13 protein-coding genes are annotated in these 12,012 nt (G+C 55.3%); 8 read left to right on the forward strand and 5 right to left on the reverse strand.

The window, feature by feature from the left end; genetic code table 11:
* Positions 1-88 precede the first annotated feature (88 nt).
* The 5 genes from H4V98_RS10785 to H4V98_RS10805 all read right to left on the reverse strand — a co-directional run bounded on the left by H4V98_RS10785 (position 89) and on the right by H4V98_RS10805 (position 4,799).
* The gene (locus H4V98_RS10785) at positions 89-868 is read right to left on the reverse strand and encodes an IclR family transcriptional regulator (protein WP_196863247.1); all 780 of its coding nucleotides are present in this window, start codon (positions 866-868) and stop codon (positions 89-91) included.
* 94 nt (positions 869-962) lie between these two features.
* Positions 963-1,721 carry an arginyltransferase gene (locus H4V98_RS10790; RefSeq protein ID WP_196863246.1) on the reverse strand — a complete coding sequence of 253 codons (759 nt, stop codon included), beginning with the start codon at positions 1,719-1,721 and terminating at the stop codon, positions 963-965.
* The gene (aat, locus tag H4V98_RS10795; protein WP_196863307.1) at positions 1,718-2,482 is read right to left on the reverse strand and encodes a leucyl/phenylalanyl-tRNA--protein transferase; all 765 of its coding nucleotides are present in this window, start codon (positions 2,480-2,482) and stop codon (positions 1,718-1,720) included. Before aat ends, H4V98_RS10790 begins: the two co-directional genes overlap by 4 nt.
* A 132-nt stretch (positions 2,483-2,614) precedes the next feature.
* Complete coding sequence (gene upp / locus H4V98_RS10800) at positions 2,615-3,244, reverse strand: uracil phosphoribosyltransferase (RefSeq protein WP_196863245.1); 630 nt, start codon at positions 3,242-3,244, stop codon at positions 2,615-2,617.
* 37 nt (positions 3,245-3,281) lie between these two features.
* Complete coding sequence (locus H4V98_RS10805; protein ID WP_196863244.1) at positions 3,282-4,799, reverse strand: helicase HerA-like C-terminal domain-containing protein; 1,518 nt, start codon at positions 4,797-4,799, stop codon at positions 3,282-3,284.
* A gap of 92 nt (positions 4,800-4,891) precedes the next feature.
* Here H4V98_RS10805 and H4V98_RS10810 point away from each other — a divergent pair, with 92 nt between their 5' ends.
* The 8 genes from H4V98_RS10810 to rng are packed head-to-tail and all read left to right on the forward strand — an operon-like array spanning position 4,892 to position 12,012.
* Positions 4,892-5,617 carry a YebC/PmpR family DNA-binding transcriptional regulator gene (locus H4V98_RS10810; RefSeq protein WP_196863243.1) on the forward strand — a complete coding sequence of 242 codons (726 nt, stop codon included), beginning with the start codon at positions 4,892-4,894 and terminating at the stop codon, positions 5,615-5,617.
* Positions 5,618-5,655: 38 nt separating this feature from the next.
* Positions 5,656-6,948, forward strand: a complete 1,293-nt coding sequence (gene purD, locus H4V98_RS10815; protein WP_196863242.1) for a phosphoribosylamine--glycine ligase — start codon at positions 5,656-5,658, stop codon at positions 6,946-6,948.
* A gap of 9 nt (positions 6,949-6,957) precedes the next feature.
* Positions 6,958-7,881 carry an oxygen-dependent coproporphyrinogen oxidase gene (gene hemF, locus H4V98_RS10820; RefSeq protein ID WP_196863241.1) on the forward strand — a complete coding sequence of 308 codons (924 nt, stop codon included), beginning with the start codon at positions 6,958-6,960 and terminating at the stop codon, positions 7,879-7,881.
* Positions 7,878-8,510 (forward strand): nicotinate (nicotinamide) nucleotide adenylyltransferase, encoded by a 633-nt coding sequence (gene nadD / locus H4V98_RS10825; RefSeq protein ID WP_196863240.1) that lies wholly within the window; start codon positions 7,878-7,880, stop codon positions 8,508-8,510. Before hemF ends, nadD begins: the two co-directional genes overlap by 4 nt.
* Before the next feature lie 29 nt (positions 8,511-8,539).
* The gene (gene rsfS, locus H4V98_RS10830) at positions 8,540-9,406 is read left to right on the forward strand and encodes a ribosome silencing factor (RefSeq protein WP_196863239.1); all 867 of its coding nucleotides are present in this window, start codon (positions 8,540-8,542) and stop codon (positions 9,404-9,406) included.
* Positions 9,403-9,870, forward strand: a complete 468-nt coding sequence (rlmH, locus tag H4V98_RS10835; RefSeq protein WP_196863238.1) for a 23S rRNA (pseudouridine(1915)-N(3))-methyltransferase RlmH — start codon at positions 9,403-9,405, stop codon at positions 9,868-9,870. The genes rsfS and rlmH overlap by 4 nt, the downstream gene beginning before the upstream one ends.
* Positions 9,871-9,891: 21 nt before the next feature.
* Positions 9,892-10,494, forward strand: a complete 603-nt coding sequence (locus H4V98_RS10840; protein WP_196863237.1) for a Maf family protein — start codon at positions 9,892-9,894, stop codon at positions 10,492-10,494.
* A gap of 18 nt (positions 10,495-10,512) precedes the next feature.
* A complete protein-coding gene (gene rng / locus H4V98_RS10845) occupies positions 10,513-12,012 on the forward strand; it encodes a ribonuclease G (RefSeq protein WP_196863236.1) in 1,500 nt (499 codons plus the stop codon).

The raw sequence follows: 12,012 nt of genomic DNA on the forward strand, positions 1-12,012 counted from the left end.
TCAAGAAAAATCGTTAAATACTGTACTTTATATTGCTATAGTATTTATAGCAAAGAACATTGCAGCAGTAAGCGAAATATTCGTTTTTTTATCTTGAAATATAGCCTAGCGCCTTCGAGATCTCCTTGGCTGTGGCTTGCAGTTTGGGCAGCCAGTTGTCGTCCAGACGGTCAGCAGGCGCTGAAATCGAAAGGCCCGCCACAAGCTTGTTCTGGTCGTCATAAATGCCGGCCGCCATGCAGCGAACCCCCAGTTCCAGTTCCTCGTTGTCGCGCGCAAACCCGTACTGGCGGGCTTTGGAAAGTTCGCGTTCCAGCACTCCCAATTCGGTGATGCTGTTGCGCGTTTGCCCAGGCAAACCCGTCCGTGTGGCGTAGGCGCCCAGTCGCTGGGGATCGTCGGACGCGAGGAAAAGTTTGCCTACAGACGTCAAATGCAGTGGCGCCCGACCGCCTATCGTGCGTACCACCTGCATGCCCGATCGTTCGCCGTAAGTGCGCTCTACATACAAAATTTCGTCACCCTGACGCATGCTCAGGTTCACAGGTTGCTGTGTCAATTTGTGCAACTCGCGCATGGGAATGAGGGCCGCATCCCGGACATTGAGACGCGCTTTGACCAAGTTGCCAAGTTCGAGCAGACGCATGCCCAAGCGGTAGTTTCCCGCTGTCGGCCGTTCCACAACACGGCCCAACGCCAGATCATTCAAAATGCGGTGCGCCGTGGAAGGATGAAGACCGGACTGTTCGCTGATTTCCTTGAGGGAAACCGCTTCTTCATGGTGGGCCAGAATATCCAGCAGGGTAAAGATGCGTTCGATCACCTGTACGGTCGGTTTGGCGGGAAGATCGCTATCGGGTTTTATCATGTGCAGGCTTTCTGCAGCAAATTTTACCTTGTGAAAAATTGCCTGATTATTGTTGAATAAGCACAAAGCTTAGCCGCTGAATTGTGTATTTTGCTTATACAGCGTTGGCATTGATGGTTCGCGAATCAATCCATTTGCCGTTTAGTAATATTTGGCTGGGACTGAAGTTGAGCTTGTAGCTCATCTTGGGACTTTGGGCAATCCAGTAACCCAAGTAGACAAACGGCAAGCCGAGTTGTCGGGCTTGATCGATCTGCCAGAGCACACCGTAGTTACCATAGCCTGCGCCGGCTTCAGGTTCATAAAAGGTATATACCGCTGAAATTCCGTCTTCCAGCACATCCAGAATTGAAATCATCTTGAGTGCGCCGGCCTCGCCGTTGGTCATGGGTTCTCGAAACTCCACCAGTCTTGAATTGACGCGGCTTTGCAGCAGGAACTGGGTGTACTGGTCGATGCTGTCATGGTCCATGCCGCCGCCGGCGTGCCGGCTGTTCTGATAGCGCAGATAAAGCTGGTAGTGTTCCGGCAAAAAACACAGTTTGAGGCTGACGGCTGTAAGGGTTTGATGACGCTTCCAGGCACGCCGCTGGCTTCGGTCTGGCGCGAAGGTGTCGACAGGCACGCGAAGCGGTACGCAGGCTTGGCATCCATCGCAATAAGGCCGGTAGGTGAACATGCCACTGCGCCGGAAACCTTGCGTGACCAGTTCGGAATAGGTATCGTTGTGGATCAGGTGGCTGGGTGTTGCCACCTGCGAACGGGCCTGCCGGGCCGGCAGGTAGCTGCAGGGGTAGGGCGCAGTTGCGTAAAACTGCAAGGTGTGAAGCGGCAGGTCTTTGAGATGCGTCACGGTGTAGCGGGCAACTCAATTGCTGTTGCCTTCAAAAGTTCTTGCCAGTATAGAGAATCAAAATGCCATGTGGGCGTGTTTTCATTCACATGGCAGCGCAGGTGAGCGGCAAACGTCGCGCGGCTTATTTCAACCGCGCCCAGTGACGCAAGGTGGCCGGTGTTCTGCTGGCAGTCGATCATGGTGATCCCCTTGTCACGGCAAAAAGCTACCAGCGCGGCCAGGGCGATCTTGGAGGCATCGGTCTGGTGCGCAAACATTGATTCGCCAAAAACCATGCCGCCGAGGTTGACGCAGTACAAGCCACCGGCAAGTTCTCCATTGATCCAGGTTTCTACACTGTGGGCATGTCCTGCGCGGTGCAATTCGCCATAAGCCTGTTCCATTTCCGAAACAATCCAGGTTCCCGACTGGCCCATTCTGGTTTTGCTGGCGCAAGCGCCGATGACGCGCTCAAAGGCGGTGTCAAACCTGATTTCACAGCAGATATCGTTGATGAAATGAACAATGCGTTTGCGCAGCGACCGGTGCAGTTTGAAGTCAGCCGTTTGAAGCACCATGCGCGGATCAGGACTCCACCAGAGCACCGGTTGCCCCAGGCTGAACCAGGGAAAAATACCGCCTGAATAAGCCCGAATCAAGGTTGCGGCATCCAATGTTTCCCCAGCCGCCAGCAGGCCGGGCGCCGGATCGGCTATGCACCAAGCGTTTTCCAACGGGGGAAAATCCTGGCCAGCTCCAAGCCATGGCAGCGCAGGCATGACGGCTTGGGAAGTTTCCTTTGGAAAAGGCATGAAAAGCTTCAGGTTAAATAGCCGGGAGCGGTCAGAACATCAATTTTCGATGCTATGAAAAAAATAGCTGCTTAATCAATACTCATATGCGTAAATGCCTTATTTGGTTCCGAAAATACGGTCCCCGGCATCGCCCAAACCCGGCAGGATGTAACCATGCTCATTAAGCTGCCGGTCAATTGCTGCGGTGTAGATGGCCACGTCGGGATGGGCTTTTTGCAAGGCTGCCACACCTTCCGGGCAGGTCAGCAGGCACACAAACTTGATCGACTTGGGTTTAAGTTGTTTGAGCCTGGCCACTGCCGAAATGGCCGAATTGCCTGTGGCCAGCATCGGGTCAACAATGACGATGTCGCGCGCTTCCATTTCCTGCGGCATCTTGAAGTAATACTCAACCGGCTCCAGGGTTTTCGGGTCTCTGTACAGGCCGATGTGGCCCACGCGGGCGCCAGGCACGACGTTCAGGAAACCATCGAGGAAACCATTGCCGGCGCGCAAGATGGACACCAGAACCAGCTTCTTGCCATCGATGATTTTGCTGGTCATGGTTTCCAGCGGCGTTTCCACCTGGATGTCCTGCAGCGGCATGTCGCGCGTGACTTCGTAGGCCATCAGGTTGCTCAACTCGCTGAGCAGGGTGCGAAAGGTGCTGGTCGAAGCGTTCTTGCGGCGCATCAGCGTCAGCTTGTGCTGCACCAGCGGGTGGTTGATAAGGTGAACATTGCTCATGAAGGGACGGCTTTCTTAGGGTGTCGGGAACCGATTGTCAGCGTTTTTTGCCGCCGAACAGACTTCCCAGTACACCACGGATAATCTCGCGCCCGACCGTCGACCCCATGGTGCGGACGGCAGACTTGGCCATGCTTTGCGCCAATCCGTCATATTTTGCACCGCGCGGACCGGTGCGGCCAAACAGCATGTCGTTCAGGCCGCCCAGCATGCCGCCTGACGCCGATTGGCCTGCCGCACCGCCATTCGGCAAGGCAGCTGGCTGGCTGGCCGCTGTATTGGCGCGCTCCTGCAGCATCTCGTAGGCCGATATGCGGTCGATTTCCTTTTCATAAACACCGGCTACCAGCGAGTCTTGAAGCAGTTGTTGGCGTTGCTGCGGCGAGATCGGGCCAAGCTGGCTGCCCGGAGGCAGCACAAAGACGCGCTCGGTAACGCTGGGCCGGCCCTTGGTGTCGAGGAAACTCACCAGCGCCTCGCCCACTGCCAGTTCGGTGATCGCGGTTTCAATGTCCAGTCCTGGGTTTTGCCGCATGGTTTGTGCTGTAGCCTTGACCGCTTTCTGGTCGCGCGGCGTGTAGGCGCGCAAGGCATGCTGTACGCGGTTGCCCAACTGTGCCAGCACCGAATCCGGAATATCCATCGGGTTTTGCGTCACGAAGTAAATCCCAACGCCTTTAGATCTAACCAGACGCACCACCAGTTCAATGCGTTCGACCAGTGCCTTGGGCGCATCGTTGAACAGCAAATGTGCTTCGTCAAAGAAGAACACCAGCTTGGGCTTGTCCGGGTCGCCGATTTCCGGTAACTGCTCAAACAGCTCGGACAGCATCCACAGCAAAAAAGTCGCGTACAGGCGTGGTGAATGCATCAGCTTGTCAGCCGCCAGGATGTTGATGACGCCATGACCTGCACTGTCGGTCTGCATGAAGTCGCTGATGTTGAGCAACGGTTCACCAAAGAATTTGTCGCCGCCCTGGGTTTCGATCTGCATCAGCCCGCGCTGAATTGCGCCGACGCTGGCGGCACTGACATTGCCGTACTGGGTGGTGAACTGGCTGGCGTTGTCTCCCACGTACTGCAGCATGGCACGCAGGTCCTTGAGGTCGAGCAGCAGCAGGCCGTTGTCATCGGCGATCTTGAAGACCAGGTTCAGCACACCGGCTTGCGTTTCATTCAGGTTGAGCATGCGGCCCAGCAGCAAGGGGCCCATGTCGGACACCGTAGCACGCACCGGATGGCCCTGCTCGCCAAAAACATCCCACAACGTGGCGGGACATGCCAGCGGCCCGGGCGGCACCAGCCCTCGTTCTTTCAGAATACTTGCCAGTTTTTCACCAATGACGCCAGCCTGGCTTATGCCGGTCAGATCGCCTTTTACATCTGCCATGAAGACCGGTACGCCGATTCTGGAAAAGCTTTCAGCCAGTGTCTGCAGGGTAACCGTCTTGCCGGTTCCAGTGGCACCGGTGATCAGGCCATGCCGGTTTGCCAGTGCCGGCAGCAGCTCACATTGAGTCAGGGAATTTTTGGCAATGAGGAGCGGCTCGGCCATGATGTGGAGTTCCTGATAAAACGGCGTGAAAGTTGCACAAGCGAAAAGTAAAATGAACGCTGTAGATTAAATCAATTGCTGAAGGATTTTCCGTGGCTGGTCATAGTAAATGGGCGAATATTCAACACCGCAAGGGTCGTCAGGACGACAAACGCGGCAAGGTCTGGACGCGGGTGATACGCGAAATCATGGTGGCCGCGCGTTTGGGCGGCGGCGACCTGGCCACAAACCCACGCCTGCGCCTGGCTGTTGAAAAGGCAAAGGCAGCTAACCTGGCGGCCGACACAGTCAAGCGCAACATCGACAAGGCCACGGGCAATCTCGAAGGCGTCCACTACGAAGAAGTCCGTTACGAAGGCTACGGCATCGGAGGAGCCGCAATTTTGGTGGACTGCATGACCGACAACAAGGTGCGCACCGTGGCCGAAGTTCGCCATGCATTTTCCAAGCATGGCGGCAACATGGGAACCGAAGGCTCGGTGGTGTTTCAGTTCAAGCACTGCGGCCAGCTTATTTTTGCGCCCGGTACGAACGAGGACCAAGTGATGGAAATTGCCTTGGAAGCCGGCGCCGACGATGTGATTGCCCACGAGGATGGTGCCATTGAGGTGCTGACGCCTTACACCGAACTGGAAACTGTCAAGAGCGCCTTGGAAGCCGCCGGCTTGGTCGCCGAACTGGCCGAAGTCACCATGCGCGCCGACAACGCCATCGAGTTAAACGGAGAAGATTCCCAGAAGATGCAAAAACTGCTGGATGTGCTGGAAGACATGGATGACACGCAGGATGTCTTTCATAATGCCGAACTTTCCGAATAAAACCCTGTAGAAAACACAACAACAATGAAAGCTTCCTCATGAAAGTCTTGGTGGTGGGCGGCGGTGGCCGTGAACATGCGCTGGCCTGGAAACTGGCCCAGTCGCCTAGGGTGCAGGCGGTCTATGTCGCGCCAGGCAATGGCGGAACCGCTCTCGATTCCCGGCTTGAGAATATAAATATCACTGATCCGAAGGCTCTACGTGCTTGGGCAGCTACTGAAAAGATAGCCTTGACGGTCGTTGGTCCCGAGCAGCCCCTGGCCGCCGGCATCGTCGATGAGTTTCGCGCGCACGGTCTGCGGGTGTTTGGCCCGACCAAGGCGGCGGCACAACTGGAAAGCTCCAAGGCGTTTTCCAAGGCCTTCATGAAGCGCCACCATATTCCGACCGCCGATTACGAAACCTTCAACGACGCAGCAGCAGCGCATGCTTATGTCGACGAAAAAGGTGCGCCCATCGTAGTCAAGGCTGACGGCCTGGCCGCCGGCAAGGGTGTGGTGGTGGCCATGACCCTGCACGAGGCGCACGAGGCAATCGAATTCATGCTGGCGCCGGACCCGGAATTCAATCCGCTGGGCGTGAGCCACAACGAAGGCGGTGCGCGGGTTGTCATTGAAGAATTTTTGCAAGGAGAGGAAGCCAGTTTCATCGTCATGTGCGACGGCAAGAATGTAGCCGTCATGGCCACCAGCCAGGACCACAAGCGTTTGCTTGACGGCGACCAGGGGCCTAACACGGGCGGTATGGGCGCTTATTCGCCAGCCCCGGTGGTCACGCCCGATGTCCACGCACGGGCAATGCGCGAAATCATCATGCCTACCATCCGCGGCATGGAAAAAGACGGCATTCCGTTCACCGGATTTTTATACGCCGGCCTCATGATCGATGCCCAAGGCAAGCCCAAAACGCTGGAATTCAACTGCCGCATGGGCGACCCGGAAACCCAGCCCATCATGATGCGCTTGAAAACCGACCTGTTCGAGGTCTTGATGGCTGCCACCTCGGGAATCCTGGACAAGGTGGAAATGGAATGGGACCGCAGACCAGCGCTGGGCGTGGTGATGGCTGCGTACGGTTATCCGCTGCATCCGCGCAAGGGTGATGCCATCCACGGCTTGCCTGCACCCGCTGAAGACTGCATGGTATTTCATGCAGGAACGCAACGGCAGAACGGTGCGACGCTCACTTCGGGTGGTCGCGTGCTTTGCGTAACGGCGCTCGGCAGCACGGTCAAGGCAGCACAGCAGCGGGCTTACGAAGTGGCCCGAGGCATTGATTTCGATGGTGCGCAGTATCGCAAGGACATCGGTTACCGGGCCATCAAGTCTTGAGAACCAGTTATGTCCAGCATTGATCTTTCCGCCGTTCGCGTTTTTTTGCTGGATCTTCAGGAGCGCATCACCAATGCCGTTGCTGAAATTGACGGCCAGCCCTTTGTCAGCGATTCCTGGCAAAAGGAACCGGGCGAGATGCTTCAGGGCAACGGTATCACCAAAATTCTCGAGCAGGGCAATGTATTCGAGCGCGCCGGCTGCGGCTTTTCGCATGTGCGTGGTCCCAGGCTGCCGTCTTCTGCCACCCAGCATCGACCGGAGTTGGCAGGCGCACCGTTTGAGGCGATGGGCGTTTCGCTGGTGTTCCATCCGCGCAACCCTTATGCGCCGACGGTACACATGAATGTGAGGATGCTGGCGGCAACCCCTGTTGGTGAAGCCGCCGAGCCGGTCTGCTGGTTTGGCGGCGGCATGGACCTGACGCCTTTTTACGGTTTTGACGAAGACGCGGTGCATTTTCACCAGGTTTGCAAGGACACGCTTGCACCGTTTGGCGAAGACAAATACCCACGTTTCAAGCAGTGGTGCGACGAATATTTTTTTCTCAAGCACCGCCAGGAGCAACGCGGTGTCGGCGGCGTGTTTTTCGACGATTTTCAGGAGCTTGGCCTGGCACAAAGCTTGACGATGATGCAGGCTGTAGGCGACTCATTCCTGCAGGCATATCTGCCAATCATCAAACGCCGCAAGGACAGCATTTTCACAGAACGCGAACGCGATTTTCAGTTGTACCGCAGAGGCCGTTATGTCGAGTTCAACCTGGTGTGGGACCGCGGAACTCATTTTGGGCTGCAGTCTGGTGGACGCACTGAATCAATCCTGATGTCGATGCCGCCGCTGGCAAGTTGGTCCTACCAACGGCCCAGTGTGGCCGGATCACCAGAGGAACGCTTGTACAAAGAATTTCTTGTCAGGCGGGACTGGGTTTGAGCACCAACGCTGCTGGACAGCCCAAACGCATTGGCGTGTTCGGCGGTTCGTTTGACCCGCCACACAATGCCCATGTGGCATTGGCCAAGGCTGCGCTGGAGCAGTTCAATCTTGATGTGCTGCATGTTATTCCCACCGGCCATGCATGGCACAAGGCCCGTGTGCTCAGTGCCCCCGAACACCGTCTGGCCATGGCTCGGCTGGCGTTCGGCAACATTGAGCGTGTCGTGGTAGATGCGCGTGAATTGCAGCGCCTTGGACCTACATTTACCCTTGATACCCTCAAGGCTTTGCAAACCGAGAATTCAGGGTGCCAGCTCTATATGTTCATAGGCGCTGATCAGTTTATGAGCTTTGACCGATGGCATCAATGGAGAGAGATTCTTGAAATAGCTATAATTTGTATAGCTGATCGCACTGAATCCGCGCTGACTCAAACTGAGTTTGATATTTATGCGCCGCACAATTCCCGGTTTCTCATTCTCAAGCTACCCTTGATGCCCTTCAGCGCCACCCAGATTCGTCAGATGATGGCTTCAGGCGCGGCCACTGCGGAAGACGCCAGAAAATTCGTTCCTGAGTCTGTGGCACGTTATATTTCGCACTATCAACTGTACGACGCCGGTTAATTTTTCACCTCTATGAAGCAAAGTATTGCATGACCCCCACCACTGTCAAAACCTCAAGCACCGAGGGCAAAAAAGATGTCCAAAAACTTCAGCGCGCCATTATCGATGGGCTTGAAGATGTCAAGGCGCAAGACATTCAGGTGTTTGATACCGAACACATCACATCGCTGTTTGAGCGCGTGATTGTTGCTTCGGGCACGTCCAACCGCCAGACCAAGGCGCTTGCTGCCAGCGTGCGCGACGCTGTGCGCGACGCCGGTTTTGCCAAGCCCCGCATTGAGGGCGAAGACAACGGTGAGTGGATCATCGTTGACTGCGGAGCCGCCGTTGCCCACATCATGCAACCCACGATTCGCCAGTATTACAACCTCGAAGAACTGTGGGGCGAAAAGCCCATCAAACTCAAGCTTGGTGCCCCCACTCCACTGCCTAAGGCTGCCAAGGTCGAGGTTAAAGCTGAGATGAAGCCAGCCAAGTCGCGTGTTGCAACCGGTGGCAAGTCAAAATCTCCTGCCAAACTGTCAAAAAGTACAAAAAGCGTCAACGACGAAAGTTTGTCGGACGCCGCAACGCTGGCACGAACCGATGATGGAACTTACGTCGGTCGCGTTGGAAAAACGCATGACTGGACGGCTAAGCGCAATGCGAGTGCGCCGGCTACCGAACCTGAAGCGAAGCTGATCAAAGCACGCAAACCGTCTTCCCGGGTGGCTTCAGCCGAGTCCAAGCCATTGGCAGCCAAAACAGCTGTCAAAAAGGTTGTTGTCAAGACACCGATTGTGAAAATTCCTCTGACCAGGAAAGTTGCAGCCAAGCAAGTTGCGGTCAAGATGTCCGTCAAGAAGCCTGCTGCCAAAAAGACAGCCGTGAAGAAAACCACGACCCGGAGCGAATGAGGCTGACGATTGTCGCCGTTGGCCAGAAGGTGCCCGATTGGGCGCAGACGGCTTATGACGACTACGCCAAACGCTTTCCGCCCGAGTTGAAAGTTGAACTTAGGGCGGTCAAAACCGAACCGCGGGGATCTAAAACCCTGGAAACCTTGCTTGCCTCAGAGCGCACCCGCATTGAAGGTGCCATTGCCCGAGGCTGCCGGATCGTGGCGTTGGATGAACGTGGTACGGCTGTGACCACGATGGCGCTGGCAGAAAATCTAAAGACCTGGCAGCTGTCCGGGGATGACATCGCCATTGTGATTGGCGGTCCGGATGGACTGGACGCTGGCTTCAAGCAGTCGGCCCATCAACGCATTCGCCTGTCTGATTTGACCTTGCCGCATGCCATGGTACGTGTATTGCTGATTGAACAGCTTTACCGTGCCTGGAGCATCACGATCAATCATCCCTACCATCGCGAATAACTTTTTGCAGGCGAGTTCAGCATGGTTCAGTTTGTTTATCTGGCCTCTCAAAGTCCAAGACGGCGGCAGTTGCTTGAACAATTAGGTGTTCGGTACGAACTGCTGCTGCCCGATGTGACCGAAGACACTGAAGCCTTGGAAGTGGTATTGGACAACGAGGCGCCAGCACGCTATGTCAAACGGGTGACAAGCCTCAAACTCGATAGCGCTTCAGCACGCTTGGCCCGGCGCCAACTGCCATCAGCGCCTATCCTCTGCGCTGACACCACCGTGGCCCTCGGCTGCACTATTTATGGCAAGCCCGATGACAGGGGTCATGCCGAGCGCATGCTGTCTGAACTATCTGGTAAAACGCATAGAGTTTTGACGGCGGTCAATATTCAGTCGGGCCAAGAGCGTTTTTCCGTTCTCAGTAGTTCAAACGTCAGCTTCGAGCCCATGACAGCCGAACAAATCAGCCGCTATGCAGCCACTGGAGAGCCTCTGGGCAAGGCAGGTGCTTATGCCATACAGGGCAGAGCGTCAATGCATATCACCCGAATCAGCGGGAGTTACAGTGGAATCATGGGGTTGCCATTATGGGAAACGGCCTTGCTGCTTCGATCTGCTGGACTTGCCATTTAGTCTTACTGTTTGAGAACAATGCAACAAGAAATTCTGATCAACTGGTCGCCTCAAGAGACACGTGTTGCAGTGGTGGAGCATGCTGCCGTGCAGGAATTGCAAGTAGAGCGAACGCTTGAGCGCGGCTTGGTTGGCAACGTCTACTTGGGCAAGGTAGTACGTGTGCTGCCGGGAATGCAGTCCGCGTTTATCGACATCGGCTTGGACCGCGCCGCATTTTTGCATGTGGCCGATTTGATGAGCAGTATCAACAGCCGCCATGCCGAATCCGAAGCTGTTCCGGGTGCCACCGCTGCGGCGTCTGGAAGTCCTTCACTGCAGCCGATTGAGAAGCAGTTGTTCGAAGGACAGGCTTTGATGGTGCAGGTTCTCAAGGATCCGATGGGCACCAAAGGTGCTCGCTTGACGGCTCAGATCAGCATTGCCGGTCGTTTGCTGGTTTTTTTGCCCCAAGATAACCACATTGGCGTCTCGCAAAAAATTCTGCCCCGCCAGCGCGAAGAGTTGCGTCAGCGGGTTCAGTCTTTGGTCGCCGACATGGGCGGTGGTTTTATTCTTCGGACTAATGGCGAGGACGCCACCGACATTGAACTGGCTGAAGACATTGCTTACCTGCGAAAAACCTGGCTTCGTATCAAGCAGGCTTCCTTGCGCATGCCGGCAGCGTCTGTTTTGCATCAGGATTTGAGCCTGTTGCAGCGCGTGTTGCGCGATATGGCGCTGGAAAATACACAAACCATTCGCATCGATTCGCGTGAACAGTTTGAAAAACTCAAAGCTTTTGCTTTGGAGTTCATGCCCTCGACGGTTTCAAAGCTTCATCTTTACAGTGGTGAGCGGCCTATTTTTGATCTGTTTAGCATTGACGAGGAAATTGCAAAAGCGCTGGGTCGTCGGGTGGACCTCAAGTCCGGTGGCTATCTGGTGGTTGACCAGACGGAAGCATTGACCACGGTTGACGTGAATACAGGGGGCTTCGTTGGTGCCCGAAACTTTGACGAAACCATCTACAAAACCAATTTGGAGGCTGCGCAAGCCATTGCGCGGCAACTCCGTTTGCGCAACCTGGGCGGTATTGTCATTGTCGATTTCATCGACATGTGTAAGGAAAATCACCGTGATGGGGTATTGGCTGAATTTAAAAAGCAATTGGAGAGAGATCGAATCAAAACCGCAGTGAATGGGTTTTCAGCATTGGGATTGCTTGAAATGACTCGCAAGCGAACGCGGGAGTCATTGGCGCATCAGCTGTGTGAACCTTGCAACGCCTGTAGCGGAAAAGGAATTGTCAAAACGGCCCGCAGTGTGACGTATGACATCCTGCGTGAAATTTTGCGTGAAGCACGCCAGTTCAACCCCCGGGAATTCAGGATTGTGGCTTCTCCCAAAGTAATCGAATTATTTCTGGATGAGGAAAGCCAGCACCTTGCGAGTCTGAGCGAATTTATTTGCAAACCCATTTCCCTGCAGGCCGAAGCGGTGATGGCCCAAGAGCAATACGACATCGTATTGCTTTGA

The sequence above is a fragment of the Polaromonas sp. CG_23.6 genome (genome assembly GCF_029892315.1).
Taxonomy (GTDB): domain Bacteria; phylum Pseudomonadota; class Gammaproteobacteria; order Burkholderiales; family Burkholderiaceae_C; genus Polaromonas.

What these genes read in the sequence shown, in the direction of transcription:
- H4V98_RS10785 (WP_196863247.1), bottom strand. Translation starts at nt 868, where the DNA reads ATGATAAAACCCGATAGCGATCTTCCCGCCAAACCGACCGTACAGGTG.
- aat (WP_196863307.1), bottom strand. Translation starts at nt 2,482, where the DNA reads ATGCCTGCGCTGCCATGGCTTGGAGCTGGCCAGGATTTTCCCCCGTTG.
- upp (WP_196863245.1), bottom strand. Translation starts at nt 3,244, where the DNA reads ATGAGCAATGTTCACCTTATCAACCACCCGCTGGTGCAGCACAAGCTG.
- H4V98_RS10805 (WP_196863244.1), bottom strand. Translation starts at nt 4,799, where the DNA reads ATGGCCGAGCCGCTCCTCATTGCCAAAAATTCCCTGACTCAATGTGAG.
- purD (WP_196863242.1), top strand. Translation starts at nt 5,656, where the DNA reads ATGAAAGTCTTGGTGGTGGGCGGCGGTGGCCGTGAACATGCGCTGGCC.
- hemF (WP_196863241.1), top strand. Translation starts at nt 6,958, where the DNA reads ATGTCCAGCATTGATCTTTCCGCCGTTCGCGTTTTTTTGCTGGATCTT.
- rsfS (WP_196863239.1), top strand. Translation starts at nt 8,540, where the DNA reads ATGACCCCCACCACTGTCAAAACCTCAAGCACCGAGGGCAAAAAAGAT.
- rlmH (WP_196863238.1), top strand. Translation starts at nt 9,403, where the DNA reads ATGAGGCTGACGATTGTCGCCGTTGGCCAGAAGGTGCCCGATTGGGCG.
- H4V98_RS10840 (WP_196863237.1), top strand. Translation starts at nt 9,892, where the DNA reads ATGGTTCAGTTTGTTTATCTGGCCTCTCAAAGTCCAAGACGGCGGCAG.
- rng (WP_196863236.1), top strand. Translation starts at nt 10,513, where the DNA reads ATGCAACAAGAAATTCTGATCAACTGGTCGCCTCAAGAGACACGTGTT.